This is a genomic window from Bacillus sp. JJ1122, assembly GCF_036964885.1.
Lineage (GTDB): Bacteria > Bacillota > Bacilli > Bacillales > Cytobacillaceae > Mesobacillus.
Window position 1 is genome coordinate 12,219 of record NZ_JBALQL010000040.1, and the last position, 21,992, is coordinate 34,210.

The window sequence follows — 21,992 nt, forward strand, 5'->3', positions numbered from 1 at the left end:
GCTCCTGCGGGGTCTCACCTGACCAGCTGCGCCCGCAGGACACTGAATAGCTTCCTCGAATCCGCCCACGCACGATGGAAATGCGTTAGCATTTTCGGAGGAGTCTACGCGCCTTCCACTACAATCAACAGAGTTTAAAAATCAACATTTAGCTATAACAGAGCCTATTAAAAAAATTATCAGTTATGTTTGAAGTATTACTTAAACTTCTGCATTTCATAATTGTTCAATTCTTTACTCCATAAAAAAACAGGCACTCCGTTAAGAGCACCCGCTTCAGAAATCTATTCTTTTCGTTCTTCGTCGATTGCCTTTGGATCTTCAAGGACTGAGTCAATGTTCTTGTCAGTCTCTTCGATTGCTGGCATTTCCTCTTTTTTTGTATTGATTGTCACTTTCATGTCGTCCTTCGCAATGCTGACATTGCGGTCAGGGAGACGTCCGTGGTCAACCAAACTCTTGATTTGATCAGCATCAAGAGTTTCAACCTCTAGCAAAGTATTCGCAATCAAATCCAGTTTCTCGCGATGCTCTGTAAGAAGGTTTTTCGCTCTTTCATAACATCCTTTAATGATGCTCTGAATTTCAAGATCGATTTCGTATGCGATCGCATCAGAATAGTTTTGTTCATTATTTAAGTCACGGCCAAGGAAAACCTGACCCTGTGCCTGGCCAAACTGTAATGGTCCAAGCTTGTCGCTCATACCGAATTCAGTGACCATTTTCCTGGCGATGCCAGTAGCACGCTGGAAGTCGTTGTGTGCACCTGTGCTGACTTCGCCAAAGACGATTTCTTCAGCAACCCGTCCGCCAAGTAATCCTGTGATTTTATCCATAAGCTCTGGCTTTGTCATGAAGTAACGGTCTTCCTTAGGAAGCATGACAGCATAACCGCCCGCCTGTCCTCGAGGAACAATTGTAACCTTGTGCACCATTTCAGCTTCATCAAGAACAACCCCGATGACTGTATGGCCAGCTTCATGGAAAGCAACAATATTTCTTTCTTTTTTGGAAATGACACGGCTCTTCTTGGCAGGACCGGCAATGACACGGTCTGTCGCTTCGTCAAGATCAAGCATGTCGATTTTCTTTTTGTTTCTGCGGGCTGCAACAAGTGCAGCTTCATTTAATAGGTTCTCAAGGTCTGCTCCAGAGAAGCCAGGAGTCCTTGCAGCAATACTTTTAAGGTTTACTGACTCATCAAGCGGCTTATTTCTTGCATGTACCTTCAGAACAGCTTCACGGCCGGTTACATCCGGGCGGTCAACTGTAATCTGTCGGTCAAAACGTCCTGGACGCAGTAAAGCCGGATCCAGAATGTCTGGGCGGTTCGTAGCGGCGACAATTATGATTCCTTCATTTGCACCGAAACCGTCCATTTCTACAAGAAGCTGGTTAAGCGTCTGTTCACGCTCATCGTGCCCTCCGCCAAGACCAGCGCCACGCTGGCGGCCGACAGCATCGATTTCATCTATGAATATGATACATGGAGCATTCTTTTTAGCTGTTTCAAATAAATCACGGACACGTGATGCACCGACACCGACGAACATTTCAACGAAGTCGGAACCACTGATGGAGAAGAATGGTACTCCCGCTTCCCCTGCAACAGCACGTGCAAGCAATGTTTTACCTGTACCCGGAGGTCCGACCAAAAGAACACCTTTTGGTATGCGCGCTCCAAGTTCAGCGAATTTACGAGGGTCTTTCAGGAACTCAACAACCTCGACTAGTTCTTGCTTTTCTTCATCTGCACCCGCAACATCTTTGAAGCGGACTTTCTTCTTCTCTTCATTGTAAAGCTTGGCTTTGCTTTTTCCGAAATTCATCACTCGGCTGCCGCCGCCCTGCGCCTGGTTCAATAAGAAGAAGAACAGGATAAAAATAATGATGAAAGGAATAATCGATGTAAAGAATGTTACCCATCCACTTGTTTCCTTGGCTGGCTTGATTTCCACATCTGCATTAGCAGCTGCTTGCTCAATGCGGTTTAAGGTTTCTGGATTGTTCCATACATACGTGATGAAGCCTTGACCTTCTTTTTGACCCTTAAGCTGGCCTTTCACCTCATACACACCGCGTTCAGGCTGCAATGATAACTTACCATCGACATTACCTGCTTCCAACTGCTGTATGAATTTATCGTAAGTGATTTGTTCAGTTGGTTCGTTGTTTCCATTAAAGAAACTTACTACCCCAATAATGACTAAAAATATCAATAAATAAAAGATGGTATTACGGAAGATCCGATTCATCCCTTACCTCCTCCCACGGTAGACAAACTATATTAAATAGTATCATAGTAAATATTGCTAATACAAGAAATTGACATTCAGAATATTTGGTTGTTTCGAAAACATCTATTTCTCAGCAAGCCTTCTAACCGTTTATTTTGTATAGACTTCCGGCTTCAAAACTCCGATGTATGGCAGGTTGCGGTATTTCTCAGCATAATCAAGACCATATCCAACTACGAACTCATCAGGTACGATGAATCCAACATAATCTGCCTGAATATCAGCTTTTCTTCCTGTTGGTTTATCCAAAAGGGTGACAATTTTGATTGATTTCGCCTTGCGGTACCTGAAAAGCTCAACAAGATAGCTTAGCGTCAAACCGCTGTCGATGATGTCTTCGATAATAAGGATGTCTCTTCCTTCAACTGATGTATCCAAATCCTTTAAGATTTTAACCTCTCCGGACGATACAGTCGAGTTGCCATAGCTTGATACATCCATGAAATCCATTTCTAGATATGCATCAACCCGCTTCAGCAAGTCACCCATGAATGGCATTGCCCCTTTAAGGACACCGATTGCCAGCGGGAAGCGGTCTTTATATTCCTCAGTTAACTGAGCCGCCAGCTGCTTCGTTTTCTCTTGAAGTTCTTCTTCTGTAAAAAGTACTTTTTCAATATCATTTTTCATGACTATTGTGCCCCCTGGAAGATATCATTGCTTTATATAAGTTAATAGTAATAACGTGTTTCCTTTTTGACTTGCTTCATGGCTGGATTTTTTCAGACCCGGAAGCCAAAGAATTGTGCCTTCGCGATCTGTCACAATCGGCCATTCATCTCTTTGAGCCAAAGGAATTTTCATATCGATAAAAATATCCTTTACCTTCTTTGAACCCGCCATCCCTTTCAATTTCATCCGGTCGCCATTCTGCCTGTTTCGAATGATCAACGGAACGCCTGACCGCTCCATGTCAATAATAAAACGATCCACGGAGGCATCTACACCCGAAACATCATTGAGCAATTGGGCCTCGATCACATCACCGTTCGGCAATATCACGTTATCTGTTCCAAATAGTTCGAAACAATAATTATGCCTTTCAGGTGGATTCAGTTGAAAGTGGCATTTTCCATACGATCGTATGATTCTTAAACCGCTGGGGAAATCAAGAGTTCCTGATGGATGGGGATTGCGAATTATTGAAAAAAATTTTTCAATATGTATAGCGGAAAGAGAAGCAGGTCGATCTTTGTAGAGATAATTTAATATTAGTTTAATCCCTCTTCTTTGTAAAGGCATTGGCATTCGCTCAAATGAACTAATATCAATTGTTATTCCACTGTCCTCTTTCTTCATTACTTTATTCAATTTTTCCTTTGTTAATTCAACAAGATAATCTTCATCCATCTGCAATTCTTCACTAAAACGCTGAAAGTGCTCGTGTACAGCCGGATTCTCTTCTTTTAAAAATGGCAAAACACTTTTTCTGAAGCGGTTCCTGCTGTAGTATCCCTTTGCGTTGCTCGGATCTATTCTCGGCTCCAGATGGTTTATCTTACAATACTCTTCAAGCTCCTCTTTCGTTAAACAGAGAAAAGGCCGGAAAATCTGCCCTCTGCCAAACTCACGCGAAAAAGGTATTCCAGCCCGGGCTTTTCCAGAGCTGCCTCGTGTCAGTCTCATCAACACTGTTTCAACCTGGTCATCACCATGGTGTCCCAATGCAAGATATTGTAGATGATGCTTTTCCATCGCTTCCTCGAAAAATCGGTAGCGGCATTCGCGTGCTGCCTGCTGGGAGCTCATTCCTGTCTTCTGCATAAACGCAGGAACATCCACCCTTTTCATTTCGAAGGAAATTCCGTGTTCCTCACAAAAGTCCTTTACAAATAGGGCATCCTGATAGGACTCTTCCCCGCGGAACATATGGTCAACATGGACCGCAACAATGTTCAATGAGTATTTCACGCGCTGCGTCCATAAGTAATGAAGCAGGGCGAGTGAGTCAGGTCCACCGGAAATCCCTACAGCAATCGCTTTATTATGCAGCTGAAAACAATGCCTTTCCAAAAAAGCATTAACCTTTGATTCAATCATCTTAGAACTTCCTTACAGGTATCGCCGGTTTAAGTCTATACCCATGCCGGCAACCCATTAATCTTCTATTTGACTTTTTCAGCTTAACACTTTTACACCTTTATTATCAAAATCTAAAGCGCAGAACGGGAACTATTCCTTATCTACGAATAGAAGTGTGAAAGGTTTCAAAAAATTTATGTAATCTGGCTATAAATATAAATAAAATACAGGACCGATATAATGATGATAATTGTCAGTGTTTCTAACGCTGAAGATTTCTTCTTTTTCTTGTTATATCCTTTGCGTGTTTGCTGCAGTGGTGTGGCGTTCACAGGAGGAATATTCGTGTTGGTATGCTGACTTTGCTTTGTACTTGTTTTTGTTTGCGGACCCTGGTTTGCTGTATATGTCTTTTGCTGATAACGACTGCTTCTGGAATCCGCTTTCGGCTGGCTGAGTTGGAAAATTTCTTCCCTCATCTGCCGCGCTGATTGGTATTTGCCCGTCAATGCGTTGGCTATTACATTTTCATACATCTTCAGCTCAGGACTTTGCTTTACCTTGCCCATTATATCGTTCAATCCGCCGGTTGTTTTGGTAAACCTTTTCGGGTAGGCTGTATTGACCATAATCATCCCAACGGCGAAAAGGTCATAGCCCGGATCCGCTTTCCGGCTTCCTAACCCCCAATACCCCCTATCAAAGAATTCGGTGAACTCTTTGATAGACCGCCCTTGCAGAGTGGTGCCTCCCACATCGATACAGCGAATTCTCGCTGGCGGTCCTGTAACAATTAAATTATCTGGCTTCAAGTCTCCAAACACCCAGCCATTTTCATGCAAAATCTGCAGGTCCGCCAATAGCTGCAGGATCATTACTTCTTTCCAGTCAGATCCCTTCTGCTGCAGGAACGCCAGGAAATCTGGCCCCTTGATAAACTCCATTACATAGAAGCTGACGAGCTTCCCCGGCCGCTCCCAATCATCTACATCCAGCAAAGAAGGTCCGAGGGCAGATCCCTGGACCTTGGCAAAAGATTTTAACACATTGACCTCTGATGTGATCGACATGCCGTTGTCACTCATTTTAAGTGCGACTTGTGTATTGTTGTGCCTTGCAAGATAGACAATCCCATTCGCACCAAAACCAAGTTCCTTAATAATCGTATATCGATTGTGATGCCATTTCCCCTGGATGATCGTTCCGGGAATGACTTTACACAGATTCTTCAAAGAAGGATTCATCATCACGGGACAGAAGGCTCCTTAAAGATCGTTTTTTATTGAAATAAGAAAGTGCTTCGCGAAGGGCTGGTCCTGTTGGCGTAATTCCTCCAGTAGTCAGTTTGGCAAATATGCTGGTAAGGGATTCGAGCTTCGGAGTCCAATCCAGCAATTTTTCGACATCATTTCTTTTCCCGGGAAATACAAATACTGAAAAACGATTGTCTCCCGAACGTGCATTAAGGCTTAAACTCAGGTCCAACAAGGCTTCTTTCACTGTCGGCAGCTTATGCTTCATACTCGCACTCGTATCGACAAGAATCAACACTTCGAGTTCAACAGTCTCGCCTAATTCATCCACAACCTCCATGACTTCACCGCGCTTTTCAGGCGGCAGGTCTTCTACCGTACTTCCTCCGCCCAATATTTGCTGAAGTTCCTTGTTTACAACTCCCTGGAGGGTCTGGGTCATTGCTTTCCTTGTTACCATCTGTACCGTCTGCGAAAGCTGCTGTGAGTATACAATTTGGCTGACACCGCCGCCGGATAGTGCAATCCCTTCTATTTCTTTCATGCCCTGGTCATCTATAACATCCTGCTCCATTACACCAATCACGTTAACGGTAATCCCCTGTTCCTTTGCCAGAGCAGACATCGCGATTGGATCTTCCCCCTGGTTCGAACAGCCATCAGTTATAAGCAATATTTGCCTGATTGTACCTGTCTTCATGATAATCCCCTCTCATAGATAAATTTGTTACCATTGTCGACGAGGCGAGAAGGAAATATACATAAAAGACGAGGTTAATGCTCAAAATAGCTGTTATGCTCTTTTTTGATAATTCGACACGGGTATCGAGGCCCATTTAGGTATATTGTGATCGATTTTCGCTACAACTACCGTCATGTCGTCCTCAATCGAACCTCCGCGGGATCGGATCACTTCTTCCATGATCAAATCAGCAATCGCCTGAGGGTCATCAGTCTGGAGTTCATTGATTTTCCGTTTCATCCACAGATCATAATTCTCGACATGCTTCGGCCCTTCAAAAACGCCATCACTCATCATGATCAGCAAATCCCCGGCCTTAAGCTGCTCACCGACTACGTCCACCTCAAACTCTTGCAGGATGCCCATCGGAAGATTGCTGGCCTGGACCTTCATAATTTTCCCACCCCGCTTGATGAAGCTTGGTGTCGACCCTATTTTCAGGAACCGTGCTGATGCATTTTGCAGATCGACCATCACTAGGTCAAGAGTTGAAAAGATTTCATCTGTCGTCCTGAGCGATAAAATCGAATTTACCGATTTAATCGCAACCTTCTCCTCAATACCGGACTGCAGGATTTGTTGCAGTAATAGCAATGTATCCCTGCTCTCTGAATGCGCTCTTTCCCCATTGCCCATTCCATCACTGATCGCGATGGCATATTTTCCGCCGCTAAGCTCGATTGTCGAATAGCTGTCACCCGATACAAGGTCGCCATCCTTTGCCGCATGTGCCACTCCTGTTAAAACAGTAAAAGCTTTAGCAGAGCGGAATGTCACATGACAAAAGCCGTTTGGAAAAGTTGAGCACTCTTCTGAATTGACTACGATATTTTCCTTAAGGATATCTGACAGCATGGGCGCAATCAGTTTTTCGCATTCGCCGTGCCCTTGGCAATATGGGATCGTCATGTCGATATCGACATTTCCCTGTTCAAGGCTGTAAATCTCAACATGCTCGATATGGATGCCAAATTCCTGTAGCGCTTCAAGGATCTGTTCCTCCTGCTTGGAGTGGTTTTCGCGCTCACGCTGGATTTCCTTTGCGAAATCCCCCATTACCTCGGACACTCCTAACAATTGGTCCGCCACCAGTCTTCTGCTTTCCTGAACCTGTTTCTTAAGCTTCCTGTTTGCCTGGTAATAGGTCAGTTGCTGCTGCATGATTTCCATTACCTTTTTTGAACGCGTACAATGCTTGTCCCATTCACGGGAAAGTTTTTGTGGGACGACGCCTGAATTTTGGTCCATCTCCTGCATAATTTCGCTCATATAGTCATAGGTTGTATTAAAGTTCCTTGTCCAGCAATGGTCTTTCTTAAAGCAGGTCTGGCATGTTTTTTCCGTTACATTGCTTAAGAAATAATCCATATCACGGTCTGTCTCGGTCGTTTCATCCTGTACCTGCAAGTTTGAGAAGCTTTTAGAAAGTGCTTCAAATACATTCGAAAACTGGACGACCCGCTGTGCTGTTACATCTCTCATCTTTCTCATGTATTGCTGCTGCTCTGCTGAATACTCGGGCGTCCCAGGGATGTATTTTGCTATTTTGGAAGTAAGAGATTGGGGAGTCAGTAAAAACAATAGCACAGCCGAAGCCGATTCCATCACTGTTTTGCTAAGTGCACCTCCACCTTCGCCATACATGCCAATCAGCAGTGTTGCAATGAATAATCCCAGTGCCACACCAGGCTTTTTCCCTTCTTTTAAAAGACCGCCTAATAATCCTGAGAATGCAAGCAGGCTCATATGGTAAAAGCTCGAAACGTTCGCCAGGCTGAAAATCAATCCGGTCACGACGCCTACCGTTGATCCAACCGTTGCCCCGGCAACAAAGGAAAAGATCAGGACTAGATAGCGAGACATAACGTGTTCTACTGACATGTCATAAACAGTCCAGCCAATCGTTCCCGTCATGACGGAGGCCAGCATAATGATCAAGCAAACAATTTCTTCTGTTTTCAGGGATTGTTTCCGTTTGCTGATTGTCATTAATGGAATGCTTTGCAGGAAGATGAAGGTTAATACAAGGCTCAATCCGGCTTCGACACCAGCCATCATTCCTTCATAAATAGTAATATGTCCGGATAAAATAAGAGCTTTTAACATTTTACCTATCAAAATAGTAGAAAATATATAAAAAGGCAAAACCTTCAGGTCATTATTGATCCATTTTTTCGTCAATCGGTAGATCAGCAAAAATAAGAATACCGAACTAAAAGTAAAAACCGCCGCACCGAGTGATAATGTCGCCGCACCAGCCACCAGTCCAAACAACGCGATTGGGGCACGATCTTTACGGATCAAATAAACGGCAGCAAAAAATGGAAGGCTAAAAGGGGTCAACTGTGCAAGTATCAAGGCCCTGCCAAGCAAAAATCCAATAAACAGAAATATATACCCTTTTTTCAGAAAAAGGTTTTCGATTTTGGATTGCAGCTTCGCCATGCTTTTCGCAAACCTGAATCGTGATTCCTCGAGATGAACTTCACTGATCGGTTCCATCATGTTCCTTTCTACCTTTTGCATTAAATACACTCCCCGTTTTTTTATCGTTGAAAATTATTATAAAAGGGAGCCATACAGAAGTTTGTCAAAAACAAGGACAAGCATCCAAGTTTCGTTCGACGCATTTCCCCGTAAACAATGCATTTCCTCGAATAAACTCGTTATCTTCCTGCCAACTGCCTAATATAACCCCACCAATAAGCACATCGCCCTAATATTTTCCTATCGATATTTTCTACTTTTCTTTTAAAAATCCATTGACACTATTTTAATATCTATGTATTATATTTCTTGTGCCTCAAAACACACTATCATGGCGGTGTAGCTCAGCTGGCTAGAGCGTACGGTTCATACCCGTAAGGTCGGGGGTTCGATCCCCTCCGCCGCTACTAAAGAAAAGCATAGGCGACTGCTTAGCTCCGACAAGCGCTGGCCGACTAAAAGCGCCATGTCCTGTGGCAACGTCGGCACTAGAACGTCCTGTTCGTCGAAGGTCCGGCAGGTGAAGTCGTTCTTTGACTTCATCGGCCGGACCGAAATCGAAATGTATAGCCGACTGCCCAGAAACGCAGAAACTGGAGACTCCGACAAAGAAGCGCTTTTTGCTTCTGCCGGCGGAGTTGAAGTTTCGGAGTTTCTAGGAGGCGACACTGAACAAGCGACTCGAGGAGCTAGGAGCCGAAGCTACACATTTGAAGAAACCAAATTAAATTATGGCCCCTTGGTCAAGCGGTTAAGACACCGCCCTTTCACGGCGGTAACACGGGTTCGAATCCCGTAGGGGTCATCTAACACAAAAAAACTCGTTCCTTTTATAAGGAGCGAGTTTTTTGTATTATCCTAGCATGTTGATGAGCATATTCTTCCGACGCAACTCTATTTTTATAAAAACAGGTTGCTATGTACCTTATCTCTAAAATCAAAGTAAGATATTCTGGAAAAATTTATTTTATTCCGGATTCCTCATCTGATATTCCGGAATTTTTTAATTTATTCCGGAAAACACATAGGTTATTCCGGAGTTTTTCATTATATTCCGAATAGCAATCATGCAGCGCTCAACCAAATAAAAAAGACAAGCCCCGAAAGACTTGTCTTGATATAGCAATTACCTGCTATTTATATATGTTCACTTAGCAGCAAGTTAACCTCTTCTAGCTCCTCTTCCACCGCGCTTAGATTCAGTTGCACGTTTTAGAGTAGAAAGACGGTCTTCACTGTCCTTTAAAAATTTCGCCATTTTTGTTTCGAAATTTTCAGGACGGGCGTTCCGATTGTCGTTTGGTCTTCCACCACGCGGACGTTGTGTGTACGGCCTTGATTCAGATCTTTCTGGTCTTGCAGGTCTTTCAGGTCTTTCTGGCCTGTCTACTGCCTTCTTAATAGATAAACCAATTTTGCCGTCTTTTTCAACATTGATGACTTTCACTTCAACCTGGTCGCCCACTTTGAGGTGGTCATTGATGTCCTTGACGTAATTGTCAGCAACCTCACTGATATGGACGAGTCCAGTTGAGCCGCCTGGCAGTTCCACAAACGCCCCGAAATTTGTAATACCTGTTACTTTACCCTGTAGCTTGCTGCCTACTTCGATTGACATAAAAAAGTTTTGCCTCCTTAAAGATATAAAAAATCAAACTTACTATATATTATACAGAATATAAAAAAAGAGTGTCAATAAGGCGAATCTTGGGAGTCCTTTTTATCTTTAGGAAGGTTGAAGATAATTTCATTTTTTTCCGATAAGAAATATTCTTTGCGAGCAAGCTTAGCTATGTATTCATCGTCATTAAGCTTGACTATTTCTTCGTCAAGAATCTCTTGCTTCTTTTCCAGGCTTGCCAATTTCTGTTCAAGATGTTCTTTTTCTGCCTTCTTATTTTCAAGTGAGGCCGACTGTGAAATGAAAGTCGAGATCATTAAATAAGAGATTACTGATGCGAAAAGGGCAAAGACCGCGAGGCGCCTGAATAGCAGCTTTCGCTTCCTGCTTTCCGCAATCCCTGCTATTTCACGCTGCTGCACATACTGGTTTTCAATCTTGGATATATTCCGTTTCCTGATGACACTCATTCCCCGCAGTCCTCCTTACAATTATTTTTTAAATTTCTTCAACCATTTTATCGGCATTATAGAGTAATTCTTTACTAGGATTAGAAATCCTGCCAATTTATTATATAACTTCTCGACGCTTTTTTTAATCTTTTTCGGCAAAAGTTTCCAAAAAAGTAAGAAAAGTAACTGAATCGGTTTCCAGAGGAGTTTCAACACCCATAATAAAACGGCAAGAAGCCATTTTACAAGAGTATAAAGGCCTCTTCCCGCCAGGATCAGCAGCGATAAAACGGTGGCCGCCAGAAACTGAACAGGCCGTAGGATCAACAATCTGATTGCCTTCACAAAAAACACATAAACACTGATTGTGATGGAAATGGCCCGTTCCAGTACCTTCAGATAGATCTTTTTAAACAGGCTCTGGTACGCTGCAAAGCCACACAATAAAGCAAGGAAGATATAAAAGCGCAATTCTCCCATATTCACAGAAAATAAAATATAAAAAATCAACAACCCTTGCAATAGCCAAAATAGAATGTCATTGATAAAGACGATCCATGACTTACGCTTTGACCTTTTTAAAAAACGGTTATGCGTATCAAGTGAAGCTCCGAATAAGCTGCCCATCCCAATCATGGCGAGCATCGTCAAAAATTGGGTAGACAGCGTCATCGGAATAACTTGCTAAAGAAGCCTTTAGCTTTCTCCCCATGCTGGTCATCAAGATAGACCAGATCAAAGATTTTCCCTTTGATCGATACAATTCCCTTGTCGACATCCAGGTTCTTCATCTGGAGGTTTTGGCCTTTAATCGCCAGGAATCCCATTACAGTTTCTAATAAAAACTCTTCATTATCGAAGCTTTCTACTTGCTTTACTCCTGTAATCTCCAGTGTCCGCCTGCCTCTCATGACTAAATCATGGTCTGGCAAATTGCTTTTTGTCTGGTTCGTTTCATAATATTGGCTCATCATTACCCCTCACAATCGCATAATGCACTTTTGTACATGTTTATGATTTAGAGAGGGATAATAGAACAAGCCTTCAGGCGATTCCTGGGTTACTCTTCGTCGTCACCCGGAATTCTTTCTTCGCCCAGCATCGTATACATCTCAGCGGCTTCATCCTTGCGGGATGTTTCCTGTATGCGGTCGATTCTTACAGAAACGACCTTTTGTCCAAAGCGGATTGCCAGCTCATCGCCCGCTTTTACATTTGTGCTCGCCTTGGCAGGGACACCATTTACTGAAATCCTTCCCTGATCAGAAACTTCCTTCGCCAGTGTTCTTCTTTTAATCAATCTTGACACTTTTAAAAATTTATCCAGCCTCATCGTATCTAAACCCCTTTTTCGTTATTGGTTCGATTTACCTTTACAAACCATGTTTCTTCGCTTCATTCCAAAAAGAATCAAGTTCTTCTAGAGAATAGCTGTCGACTGATTTGCCGTTTTCTGTGGCTCTTTGCTCAATATAGGCGAAACGGCGCATGAACTTTTGGTTTGCCTTGAATAAAGCCTCTTCCGGATTGATGTCATAATGCCTTGCAAAATTGACAAGCGCGAACAGCAGGTCCCCGTATTCCAGCTGGATATCTTCCTGCTGGCCTTTTTGTGTGATTTCCTCTGAAAGCTCCTCGATTTCTTCTTTCACTTTATCAAGGATTGGCGCGACAGTTTCCCAGTCAAAGCCTACCTTGGCAGCTTCCTTTTGCAGCTCATATGCTTTCAGCAGATTTGGAAGACCCTTGCCTGCACCCTCAAGCAAAGACTTTACCGCACCGCCCTTTTCCTGCTCCTTGATCTCCTGCCAATTTTTCATGACTTCTTCTTCATTTTCAGCCGTTTTGTCGCCAAAAACGTGTGGATGTCGGCGGACCATTTTCGCTGATACACCTTCAATGACATCCTCAATGGTGAAGTAGCCTTCATCTTCGCCAATCTGGGCATGAAGCATGACTTGCAGCAGCACATCACCGAGCTCTTCGATCATATGGTCAATATCATCGTTATCAATTGCCTCGATCAATTCATACGCCTCTTCAATCAAATATTTTTTAAGAGACTGATGTGTCTGCTTCTTATCCCAAGGACAGCCGTTCGGCCCCCTTAATATTGATATAATTCCACGGAACTTTGAAAAATCCTTGTATAAAATCTGTTCCTCTTCTACAGGTGGCACATAAACAGAAGTTAAATTGCTCAACTCCATTTCCCTATCCATTTCATACAACGGCACTTTCCTGATCACTTCGTTCTTGCTGCCTGCAGCTGTCACAATATAAACTTCGTATTCATCCGGCAATTTTTCCATCAGGGTTAGCTTGACCTCAGATGCTACAAAGGAATCATAGACCTGTCCAATAATCGTATGGCTATTCAACAGCAGCGATTCCTTTGACAGCTCTGTACCATCAAGCAGCTGGAATCCCTCAATCGGATCAATAGCCAGCGCCTGGAACATGGCATCAAGGAAGCTCTGTCCCCCGCCAATCTCGATTTCCGTATTTCTTTCAGGCCCTCTTTCTAGTAAAAGCTGAACAGTCCGCTCTGCAATCAGGGGATGTCCCGGAACTGCATAAGTCACTGTTCCTTTTTTTGCTTCAGCAAGCAAGGTTTCGGTAATTTCCTCATACACATCTGCAAACTGGTCGTGTTTCTCATAGACTGAATCAAAAGATTGAAATTCCACCCCTTCCTGCTCAAGTTCCGTTACTACAGGGTGTTCTTTTGTCCGCAAAAAGAGGGTTTTTTCCTGCTTTAATCTTTTATATACTCCAAGGGGGAGCTGATCTAAGTCACCAGCGCCGAGCCCTATGATCGAAATCTTGTTTGTCATTTCTTGCTGCCTCCTGTCTTATTTAAAAATAGCTGAACCAGCCTGCTGCCAAACGGCAAGGTCAATAGCTCCTCTTCATTTAAAGCCTTCGTTTTGATTAAAACAATGAAATACACAAGTGCCCCCAATAACACCGCGCTTAACCCCTGGAAAATGGCAGCCAGCCTGTCAGGTTCAATATATCGATAAAGAAAATCGGTTATTTGCAAATAAAAATAAAGGAAAATACTCATGATAGCCGAGGAAAAAAGGATTTTTGCCACAAATGAGAAGGATAGGACCGGTTTGCCCATTACAGCTCTCAGCCGGGCCACGAGTATAACCAAGATGATCAGCATGGCCAATAATGTGGCATAAGCGGCTCCCATCGCACCTGTTCTCGGGATAAAGATCATGTTCAGGCCGTATTTCAATCCAAAGCCAGCCAGAATAACGACCGCTGGAAAAATCGTTTTATTAAGCCCTTGAAGAATGCTGGTGATCGTTAAAATCACCGATCCCAACAGAATCATTAAACTCAGTACTCCAAGGACATTTGAGCCCTCGGCATTCTCAAACAGCATGATGTTGACGGGAACGATAACACTGAATAACCCAGCGGCCGCACCAGCGCCGAAAAGTAGACTGGTCTGAAGAGCAAGTCTTATTTTCTGCAGGATCACATCTGTGCGATTCCTTGATTTTTCCCCTGAAATCGCCGGAACAAGGCTCAAGGACATCGAGGTTGCCACAACTGTACCAAGCTGAATCAGAGGCTGGCCCCTGTCAAAGATGCCTTTTGCCGATTTTGCCTCGTCTCCTGCCAAACCCATTGCCAGCAGAGAGGTATACATATTCAATGAGTCTGCAAGCTGGAACAATATTAACAGCATGCCACTAATGCTAATCGCAAAACCCTGTACAACCAGAGCTTTTATCACCCAGGCCGAATCCGCCAAAAGGGTCTTTGCCTGATAGTGTTTAAATGGATGAACTGTCCTGTTTTTCAGATAAAAAAAACTCAGCACAACAGCTGAAATCAATCCCCCAGTAACCGAACCGAATACTGCACCGGCTCCGGCAACATATAAGGAGTATCCTTGCTGTATGAACAATGCGGATAGTATCAGGATCGTTGCAACACGGATCAATTGTTCAGATACCTGAGAAACAGCTGTAGGCACCATATTTCCCTTGCCCTGGAAATAACCTCTGAACACGGATGTAATTGGGAAAATCAGGAATGGCACTGATACAACCTTAAACAGCAAACCGAGCTCGGCATCACCGATTTTTCCAGCAATCCAGTCAGAACCAAAGTAAAAAAATGAAAAAAGCAGCATTCCTACAAGTCCTAAAAAGAAGAACGATACTGCCAGCATCCTGTCAGCCCGGCAGCTGTTCCCCTTTGCCTGCTGCTCGGTATACAGCTTGGAAATGACAACCGGAAAACCATATGTAGATAAAACCATAACAATCCCATAAAAAGGATACACTTGCTGATAAATATAAAAACCGATGTCCCCGACGATATTTTGAAATGGGACACGGTATATCGCGCTTAAAATCTTTGTAACCAGGGCTGCCAATGTCAAAATCATGGCTCCCTTAACTAAATCTTTTGAATCTGTAACGGGCTTCATCGCCCATCTCCTTCCAATTCCATTATCAAAAAGTATTATAACATAAGGTGCATGATGCGCCTTGCGTGGTATGAATTAAGATTAAATGCAACCAAAAGAAAAGGGGCAGCTTTGGCAGCTGCCCTTTGTGGATGATAAAATTTCGGTTCAATATTAGAATCCAGATTATGATTCCATCTGTCTCGCCAGGAAGCCAGCAGCTGTTTCAACTGCTTTTTGTTCAACATCTCCTAGTGAGCCCTCTTTAGTGAAAATGATAACGGCTCCGATCGGATCACCGTTCGCAATGATTGGCCCAATTGTATAAGACGACACAGGTTCTTCATTGCCCTCAACAAGCGCAATGTTTGCTTGCTGGTTTACTAAAGTGGAATTGCGGTCTTCCATCGTCTTTTCGACAAGTTCACTGATGTTTTTGTTTAAGTAGTCCTTCTTTGAACCTCCGGCCAATGCGATATAAGTATCACGATCGCAGATTAGTACCGGGTTGCCTAAGCTGTCATATAGCGCTTCTGCATATTCCTTTGCAAAATCGCTTAACTCGCTGATTGGAGAATATTTCTTTAAGATGACTTCACCATCGCGGTCCACGAAAATTTCTAGTGGATCTCCTTCACGAATACGCAGCGTTCTTCTTATTTCTTTAGGAATGACGACACGACCTAAATCATCGATTCGACGAACAATACCAGTTGCTTTCATCCAACGTTGCCTCACTTTCATCTGATGATTATTTTGTTTGGTAATGACAATTTAAACCTTTATTAATCATCCTTACCAAGTTTGAACTTAGTATCTTTCATATGGAAAGTTCTATACACTTCTAAAAATATTTTCTCTGAAGTGATAAAGATGCCAAAAACGGATAAACCTTCCAGCTATCAAAAGCGTATAAACAAAAATTACCCTTGTCTTACTTTTTTGAAACACTTTCCAGTTTTACATTTTCGTTACAAGGTTTTTTCCCTAAGATTACGATACTGAGTTCTCTTGTTCTTTTTGGGAGTCGTGCAGTCCCTTCACCATTTCAAAAGTAATATCAAACCAGCGATCGTTTTTGATGAGTTTCGTATGGATGACCATCTTAAGCTTTTTGCCTTCCATTCCGAGCCCTACAGCATTCCGGTATTGGCTGCTGACCTTAAAGACTTTCTGTCCGTCAATCCTGCTGCTTCCTTCTTCTGTTAAAAGTATATTTACATCCTGCTTAGCTTGTTTTATTGATTCCACACCGGCAGTTATTGCATACACCTTCAGTTCGGCAACCTTGAACAAAGCTTCGACCTCTTCAGGGTAATCGCCATACCGGTCAATGATTTCTTCTTTTAATTCCTCGATATCCTTCAGAGTATCGATTCCGCGGAAACGTTTATACATTTCGATTTTTTGGTGGCCATCAGAAATGTAGCTGTCAGGGATATAGGCATCCAGCTCAAGATCGATCTCGATGGAAGGCCTGCGCACTTGCTCCTTTTCCGGCTTCCGTTCTTCGATTGCTTCCTTAAGCATTTGCGAATACAAATCAAAACCGACTGAGTCGATAAAGCCATGCTGTTGAGCCCCTAGCAGATTTCCCGCTCCGCGGATCGACAAGTCGCGCATCGCAATTTTGAAACCTGACCCCAGCTCAGTGAACTCCTTAATCGCCTGAAGGCGTTTTTCAGCAACTTCAGTAAGCACCTTATCTTTGCGGTAGGTAAAATAGGCATAAGCGACCCTGTTCGAACGCCCTACCCTTCCTCTAAGCTGATATAGCTGGGATAAGCCCATTTTATCGGCATCATAGACAAGCAGTGTGTTCACGTTCGGAATATCAACGCCTGTTTCGATGATTGTTGTACTCACAAGAACGTCAAACTCACCTTCCAGGAATCCAAGCATGACAGATTCCAGCTCATTTTCCGACATTCTTCCGTGTGCAAAGGTAACTCTTGCATCGGGAACAAGCATGGAAATTTCTTCAGCTTTCCGTTCGATGTCCTCAACCCGGTTATAAAGGAAATATACTTGTCCGTCCCTCGCAAGCTCACGTTCTATCGCTTCGCGTACAAGTCCTCCGTTGTATTCCATCACATACGTCTGGACAGGGAAACGGTTTTCAGGAGGTGTCTCAATGACTGATAAATCCCTGACTCCTAGCATCGACATATGCAGCGTTCTTGGAATTGGTGTTGCAGTTAAGGTCAGTACATCTACATTTGTTTTTAGCTGCTTGATCTTCTCTTTATGCGTTACCCCGAACCGCTGCTCTTCATCGATAATCAAAAGACCAAGATCCCTGTAGGTGATTTCCTTTGATAATAAGCGATGGGTCCCAACGACAATATCAACACTTCCGGCCTTTAAGCCTTTGATTGTTTCTGTCTGCTGTTTCCTTGTCCTGAACCTGCTCAGCAACCCAATATTAATCGGGAAATCCTGATATCTTTCTCTTAAGGTTTCATAATGCTGTTGTGCCAGGATTGTTGTTGGAACAAGGAATGCTACTTGTTTGCCATCGGCAATTGCCTTGAAGGCCGCCCTGATCGCGACTTCTGTTTTACCATAGCCGACATCCCCGCATAGGAGGCGGTCCATCGGCCGTTCACGTTCCATATCCAGCTTGATTTCATGGATGGAACGGATTTGATCCTCGGTCTCCTGATATGGGAAGGAGGATTCAAAGTCACGCTGCATTTCACCGTCTGGAGAGAATGCATGGCCTACGCTTGATTCTCGTTCTGCATACAGCTTGATGAGGTCGTCTGCAATATCCTGGACAGAGGATTGAACTTTGCTCTTAACCCGCTTCCAGTCGCTGCCGCCCAGCTTGTAAATCTTCGGCTCTTTGCCTTCAGAACCTACATATTTCTGTACAAGATCAATTTGCTCGACAGGCACATACAATTTATCTGTTCCATGGTAGCGGATATGGAGATAATCCTTATGCACCCCGTTGATCACGAGCGTTTCAATGCCCAAATATTTTCCGATTCCATGGTTCACATGGACAACATAGTCGCCAACCTTCAATTCAGAGTAACTTTTAATCCGCTCTGCATTCGAAAGCTTTTGACGCCTTGGAGCTTTTTTCGTCTTTTTATTAAAAAGCTCCTCTTCCGTAATCAACGCAATCTTCTGGATTGGGAACTCAAAGCCTGTATTTAGGCTGCCCTGGATTATTTGGACTTTACCCGGCAGTATTTCCTGCTTGCTATTAGACCTGACCGCATCTATTTCATAATCCTCGAGCACCCGCTCAAGCTTTTTGACTCTCTCATCATCCGGACCAAGAAAAATCACCGCATAATTCCCTTTGCGCCAGCGATCAATTTCAGCCTTCAGTACATGCATTTGCCCGTGAAAGCTTTGCATCGGTTTGCACGAGATGTTAATGATATTTTGCGGGCTTGTGTTAGGAACATGCCTTAAAAACAAGGATAAATAAACAATCGGATTTGCAGATTTGCTCAGCAGTTCAGGAAGATGGTGTGAAATCTTAAGATCATGGATGATCTGCCCTTCTCCAAGAAGGCTCGTGTACCATTCCGCTTCCTCCTTGTTCAGTGATTCATTCATTTCCTGCACCCTGCTTATTTCATCCACAAACAGAAAGCCGCCTGATGGCAAGTAATCTATTAAACTTTGAGGCTTCTCATAAGCGACCGATAAGTACTTGAAAACTTGATCCGGTTTCTGCCCATTTCTTAGCTGCTCAAGTTCATAGCCGATGTTCTGTGCCATGAGTGTCTTAGCCTTATCATCCTTAAGCTTTTTCAGGCTGTTTGAAAGACCAGCTTCTATACCTGTGATGAGTCGGTCCAGCTGTTCATTTTCCAGTGGAATTTCTGTTGCTGGTCCTATTAAAACCGATTTCATTTTTTCCTTCGAACGCTGATCTTCGAGAGAAAACGTCCGGATCGAATCAACCTCCGCATCAAACAGCTCAATCCTGATTGGGTCAGCGGAAGTCAGCGGGTATATATCAATGATTCCGCCCCTGACACTGAACTCACCTGGAGCTGATACCATTCCTGCTCTCGTGTAGCCCATGCTTACAAAGCGATTGAGTACATCATCGAGGTCGATTTCTTCCCCAAGTTTGAACGTCATCTGGAACTTTGACCATAATTGTTTTGGCGGCAATACTTTTCTTAAGCCCGCCATTGGAACGATGATCATACCTGATTTCTTTTTGCTCCAATGATTCAAAGCCTCTATCCGCTGTGCTTTAAGCTCAGGGCTTGAGATACTGATTTCTGCGGCAATCAATTCATTTGCCGGATAAAGATAGACTTCATCTTCCCCTACTAAGTTAACAAGATCATCGTATAATTTTTGCGCCTGCAATAGATTATGCGTCACTACCAGGACGGGGCGTTTTGTCTGTTCGTATATTGCCGCTAAAAAGACTGTCCTTGCCGAACCGGACAGGCCGGCGACAAGCTGTTCCCTAAGCCCCGCATCCATTCCGGAAATAACAGATTGGACATCATCCTGATGACTAAATAGAGCTTTTAGCCCCTGCATCCAAACCTCTCCCTCTCTTTTTAAAAAACTGTTTTCAAATACTTTGTTGCTTTTATAACAATCCATTAAGAACAACAATCTTTTAGAAAACAGCCTTTTAAATTACATTTTACCGTTGCGATATTTAACGCAATTACTAGTTTTTCAATGCCTGATATATAAACAGAAAAATGCTTTGGATGATAAATCCAAAGCTTGTCAGTGAATCAAATAGTCATGTTGATGGAAGTCTGGATTTCGTTCCAGTGCTTCCTGACAGTCTTCACAGATCGATTTTATATGGATGTCGCCATTGCCTGCGTAAGAAACCATCTCCTGCCGTTCTTCATCGGTAAGCTTGTGCAAGCCAAGGCTTTCGCTGTGGACAGACATCCTGTCCAGTGAGCCGATATTCGTGCCGCAATGACGGCATTGATAATGTATAGCCATGCCCGTCCCTCCCAAATTAAGTCATTATCATTATTGACCCTTTGCGAGGAACTTATGCACTTAGCCTATTGTATGTTTCTCTTTTAAAATTATATTACTAAATGGCTGGTTTCGCATAATTGTTATTTGCCATTCAGCTTGAATTCCTACTAAAAGCCTAGCGGTTAAAAGTATTCATCACTTCTAAAAACGGCTTTTTCATCCATTCTTCACATGCATCTGCCGATTTGACGACCGCCTCTTGCATTTGATCCTGCTCTTCACTGGTAAAACGTCCGAGCACCCAGTCTGTTACTGCCATACCGTTCTGAGGCCGGCTGATGCCCACTCTGATGCGGTTGAATTCCTGCGTGCCTGTATGGGCAATCGTCGACTTAATTCCATTATGGCCTCCAGCGCTGCCTTTTTGCCTTAATCGGATCCTGCCCGTTGGCATATCAAGATCATCATAAATAACGACTAAATCGTCCATATCTATACTATAGAAATCCATGACAGCCCTGATGGATTCTCCAGAAAGGTTCATGTATGTTAGTGGCTTCAAAAGGATTACCTTTTCCCCGCCAGCAAAACCCTTTCCATAAATCCCTTTATGCTTCGCCTGATCCAAAGGAATGTTCCACCTTTTCGAAAGCTCATCGATCACTTCAAATCCTATATTATGCCTTGTTTTATCATACTGTTTCCCTGGATTCCCTAAACCCACAAACAATTTCATTCTTGTTTCACACCCCTTATCAGCCAAGCGTAACCGCCTAAAAAGAGAACGCAAATTAATCACTCTCCATCCTCCTCCAGATACGCCCTGGTTAGACGACTCTATTTTTAACAACCGTAAAAGACGTAACCTCTTCAGGCTACGTCCATTACCTACTGTATTATTATTCGCTAGCTTCTGTTTCTCTTCCTTCTTCATTTTCAGGTTGTCCTGGCTCTTGTTCTTCTCCAGAATTAATTTCTTCTTCCTGTTTCGGAGGAAGGATGGAAACTAGTACAGTGTTTTCATCATCGTTTATTTCATAATTTCCTGTTTTGATATCGGCAAGTGTCAAGTTCTCACCTACTTGAAGATTTGTTACATCGACGTCTATGGATTGAGGAATGCTTCCAGGAGTCGAAGTAATGTTCACTTCATGCACAGGCTGCTGCATAACGCCGCCATCTTTCACACCTGCAGCATCCCCGACGAGATTGATTCTAACACTCGCATTTACCTTCGAACTCTTATCCACTGTAAGGAAATCAGCATGAAGGACCTCATTTTTGATATGGTCCTGCTGATAATCCGTCAGCATGACATCATGCTGGCTGCCGCCAACATCAAGTGAAATCACGCCATTTTTTCCATTTTCGCGAATCGTCTTAAGAAATTCAATGCTGTTTATATAAATCGATTTACTTTCTGAATTCCTTCCATACACGACTGCCGGAATGTTGCCCTCCTGGCGTAAACGTCTTAGATTAGAACCTTTAGAATCTTTAGAATCTGTGCGTTCAGTTGCTTTCAATACTGCACCCATGGTTTTGTCCCCTTCCTATTCAATAAGTTTTGTCTATATAAAAAATGCCCCAAAATAGGAAGGTCTAAACGTTTAACTTTCTTTTACCAGAAGCTTTCTAAAAAAGCGCAAGCGCCTTGGTCAGCCCCGACAAGCGCTGGCCGACTAAAACCGCCACGTCCTGTGGCAACGTCGGCACTAGTACATCGTGTCCGTCGAAGG

The 21,992-nt window shown here is 43.4% G+C and carries 18 protein-coding genes and 2 tRNA genes; 2 read left to right on the plus strand and 18 right to left on the minus strand.

Annotated elements, in window-relative coordinates; translation table 11 throughout:
* Nucleotides 1-284: 284 nt before the first annotated feature.
* The 6 genes from ftsH to spoIIE form a co-directional block, all read right to left on the minus strand.
* A complete protein-coding gene (ftsH, locus tag V7201_RS20245) occupies nt 285-2,255 on the minus strand; it encodes an ATP-dependent zinc metalloprotease FtsH (protein ID WP_335378578.1) in 1,971 nt (656 codons plus the stop codon).
* Nucleotides 2,256-2,387: 132 nt separating this feature from the next.
* Nucleotides 2,388-2,927 (minus strand): hypoxanthine phosphoribosyltransferase, encoded by a 540-nt coding sequence (gene hpt / locus V7201_RS20250; RefSeq protein ID WP_335378579.1) that lies wholly within the window; start codon nt 2,925-2,927, stop codon nt 2,388-2,390.
* Between the two features lie 24 nt (nt 2,928-2,951).
* Complete coding sequence (tilS, locus tag V7201_RS20255; protein ID WP_335378580.1) at nt 2,952-4,337, minus strand: tRNA lysidine(34) synthetase TilS; 1,386 nt, start codon at nt 4,335-4,337, stop codon at nt 2,952-2,954.
* A 176-nt stretch (nt 4,338-4,513) separates the two neighbouring features.
* Nucleotides 4,514-5,566 carry a protein kinase domain-containing protein gene (locus V7201_RS20260; protein ID WP_335378611.1) on the minus strand — a complete coding sequence of 351 codons (1,053 nt, stop codon included), beginning with the start codon at nt 5,564-5,566 and terminating at the stop codon, nt 4,514-4,516.
* Nucleotides 5,535-6,272 carry a vWA domain-containing protein gene (locus tag V7201_RS20265; protein WP_335378581.1) on the minus strand — a complete coding sequence of 246 codons (738 nt, stop codon included), beginning with the start codon at nt 6,270-6,272 and terminating at the stop codon, nt 5,535-5,537. Before V7201_RS20265 ends, V7201_RS20260 begins: the two co-directional genes overlap by 32 nt.
* 93 nt (nt 6,273-6,365) lie before the next feature.
* Complete coding sequence (gene spoIIE, locus V7201_RS20270) at nt 6,366-8,840, minus strand: stage II sporulation protein E (protein ID WP_335378582.1); 2,475 nt, start codon at nt 8,838-8,840, stop codon at nt 6,366-6,368.
* 294 nt (nt 8,841-9,134) lie between these two features.
* On the opposite strand from spoIIE, the gene V7201_RS20275 reads away from it, so the two are divergent.
* Together V7201_RS20275 and V7201_RS20280 are read left to right on the plus strand one after the other, a co-directional pair.
* Nucleotides 9,135-9,208: transfer RNA gene (locus V7201_RS20275), tRNA-Met, on the plus strand.
* A 326-nt stretch (nt 9,209-9,534) separates the two neighbouring features.
* Nucleotides 9,535-9,606: transfer RNA gene (locus V7201_RS20280), tRNA-Glu, on the plus strand.
* Nucleotides 9,607-9,963: 357 nt separating this feature from the next.
* Here the strand turns inward: V7201_RS20280 and V7201_RS20285 are convergent.
* From V7201_RS20285 to V7201_RS20340, 12 genes are all read right to left on the minus strand, one after another.
* The gene (locus V7201_RS20285; RefSeq protein WP_207503229.1) at nt 9,964-10,419 is read right to left on the minus strand and encodes a S1 domain-containing RNA-binding protein; all 456 of its coding nucleotides are present in this window, start codon (nt 10,417-10,419) and stop codon (nt 9,964-9,966) included.
* A gap of 74 nt (nt 10,420-10,493) precedes the next feature.
* Complete coding sequence (locus V7201_RS20290) at nt 10,494-10,892, minus strand: FtsB family cell division protein (RefSeq protein ID WP_335378583.1); 399 nt, start codon at nt 10,890-10,892, stop codon at nt 10,494-10,496.
* A 21-nt stretch (nt 10,893-10,913) separates the two neighbouring features.
* Entirely contained in the window at nt 10,914-11,546 is a 633-nt protein-coding gene (yabQ, locus tag V7201_RS20295; protein WP_335378584.1) for a spore cortex biosynthesis protein YabQ, read from the minus strand.
* Complete coding sequence (yabP, locus tag V7201_RS20300; protein ID WP_214710346.1) at nt 11,543-11,845, minus strand: sporulation protein YabP; 303 nt, start codon at nt 11,843-11,845, stop codon at nt 11,543-11,545. Before yabP ends, yabQ begins: the two co-directional genes overlap by 4 nt.
* An 89-nt stretch (nt 11,846-11,934) precedes the next feature.
* Nucleotides 11,935-12,207, minus strand: coding sequence for an RNA-binding S4 domain-containing protein (locus V7201_RS20305; protein WP_207503233.1), 273 nt, complete (start codon nt 12,205-12,207; stop codon nt 11,935-11,937).
* 40 nt (nt 12,208-12,247) lie between these two features.
* Nucleotides 12,248-13,711: a nucleoside triphosphate pyrophosphohydrolase gene (mazG, locus tag V7201_RS20310; RefSeq protein WP_335378585.1), complete on the minus strand. Its 1,464-nt coding sequence runs from the start codon at nt 13,709-13,711 to the stop codon at nt 12,248-12,250.
* Entirely contained in the window at nt 13,708-15,333 is a 1,626-nt protein-coding gene (locus V7201_RS20315; RefSeq protein WP_335378586.1) for a putative polysaccharide biosynthesis protein, read from the minus strand. Before V7201_RS20315 ends, mazG begins: the two co-directional genes overlap by 4 nt.
* 165 nt (nt 15,334-15,498) lie before the next feature.
* Entirely contained in the window at nt 15,499-16,035 is a 537-nt protein-coding gene (spoVT, locus tag V7201_RS20320) for a stage V sporulation protein T (RefSeq protein ID WP_207503236.1), read from the minus strand.
* Between the two features lie 270 nt (nt 16,036-16,305).
* The gene (mfd, locus tag V7201_RS20325) at nt 16,306-19,842 is read right to left on the minus strand and encodes a transcription-repair coupling factor (RefSeq protein ID WP_335378587.1); all 3,537 of its coding nucleotides are present in this window, start codon (nt 19,840-19,842) and stop codon (nt 16,306-16,308) included.
* Between the two features lie 198 nt (nt 19,843-20,040).
* Nucleotides 20,041-20,271 (minus strand): anti-sigma-F factor Fin family protein, encoded by a 231-nt coding sequence (locus V7201_RS20330; protein WP_335378588.1) that lies wholly within the window; start codon nt 20,269-20,271, stop codon nt 20,041-20,043.
* A gap of 157 nt (nt 20,272-20,428) precedes the next feature.
* Nucleotides 20,429-20,989 (minus strand): aminoacyl-tRNA hydrolase, encoded by a 561-nt coding sequence (gene pth, locus V7201_RS20335; protein ID WP_335378589.1) that lies wholly within the window; start codon nt 20,987-20,989, stop codon nt 20,429-20,431.
* A 163-nt stretch (nt 20,990-21,152) separates the two neighbouring features.
* Nucleotides 21,153-21,791 (minus strand): 50S ribosomal protein L25/general stress protein Ctc, encoded by a 639-nt coding sequence (locus V7201_RS20340; RefSeq protein WP_335378590.1) that lies wholly within the window; start codon nt 21,789-21,791, stop codon nt 21,153-21,155.
* Nucleotides 21,792-21,992 lie beyond the last annotated feature (201 nt).

Excerpts from the sequence above, each read along its gene's own strand:
- ftsH (WP_335378578.1), bottom strand. The coding sequence starts at position 2,255 with ATGAATCGGATCTTCCGTAATACCATCTTTTATTTATTGATATTTTTA.
- hpt (WP_335378579.1), bottom strand. The coding sequence starts at position 2,927 with ATGAAAAATGATATTGAAAAAGTACTTTTTACAGAAGAAGAACTTCAA.
- tilS (WP_335378580.1), bottom strand. The coding sequence starts at position 4,337 with ATGATTGAATCAAAGGTTAATGCTTTTTTGGAAAGGCATTGTTTTCAG.
- V7201_RS20260 (WP_335378611.1), bottom strand. The coding sequence starts at position 5,566 with ATGATGAATCCTTCTTTGAAGAATCTGTGTAAAGTCATTCCCGGAACG.
- V7201_RS20265 (WP_335378581.1), bottom strand. The coding sequence starts at position 6,272 with ATGAAGACAGGTACAATCAGGCAAATATTGCTTATAACTGATGGCTGT.
- spoIIE (WP_335378582.1), bottom strand. The coding sequence starts at position 8,840 with ATGCAAAAGGTAGAAAGGAACATGATGGAACCGATCAGTGAAGTTCAT.
- V7201_RS20285 (WP_207503229.1), bottom strand. The coding sequence starts at position 10,419 with ATGTCAATCGAAGTAGGCAGCAAGCTACAGGGTAAAGTAACAGGTATT.
- V7201_RS20290 (WP_335378583.1), bottom strand. The coding sequence starts at position 10,892 with ATGAGTGTCATCAGGAAACGGAATATATCCAAGATTGAAAACCAGTAT.
- yabQ (WP_335378584.1), bottom strand. The coding sequence starts at position 11,546 with ATGACGCTGTCTACCCAATTTTTGACGATGCTCGCCATGATTGGGATG.
- yabP (WP_214710346.1), bottom strand. The coding sequence starts at position 11,845 with ATGAGCCAATATTATGAAACGAACCAGACAAAAAGCAATTTGCCAGAC.
- V7201_RS20305 (WP_207503233.1), bottom strand. The coding sequence starts at position 12,207 with ATGAGGCTGGATAAATTTTTAAAAGTGTCAAGATTGATTAAAAGAAGA.
- mazG (WP_335378585.1), bottom strand. The coding sequence starts at position 13,711 with ATGACAAACAAGATTTCGATCATAGGGCTCGGCGCTGGTGACTTAGAT.
- V7201_RS20315 (WP_335378586.1), bottom strand. The coding sequence starts at position 15,333 with ATGAAGCCCGTTACAGATTCAAAAGATTTAGTTAAGGGAGCCATGATT.
- spoVT (WP_207503236.1), bottom strand. The coding sequence starts at position 16,035 with ATGAAAGCAACTGGTATTGTTCGTCGAATCGATGATTTAGGTCGTGTC.
- mfd (WP_335378587.1), bottom strand. The coding sequence starts at position 19,842 with ATGCAGGGGCTAAAAGCTCTATTTAGTCATCAGGATGATGTCCAATCT.
- V7201_RS20330 (WP_335378588.1), bottom strand. The coding sequence starts at position 20,271 with ATGGCTATACATTATCAATGCCGTCATTGCGGCACGAATATCGGCTCA.
- pth (WP_335378589.1), bottom strand. The coding sequence starts at position 20,989 with ATGAAATTGTTTGTGGGTTTAGGGAATCCAGGGAAACAGTATGATAAA.
- V7201_RS20340 (WP_335378590.1), bottom strand. The coding sequence starts at position 21,791 with ATGGGTGCAGTATTGAAAGCAACTGAACGCACAGATTCTAAAGATTCT.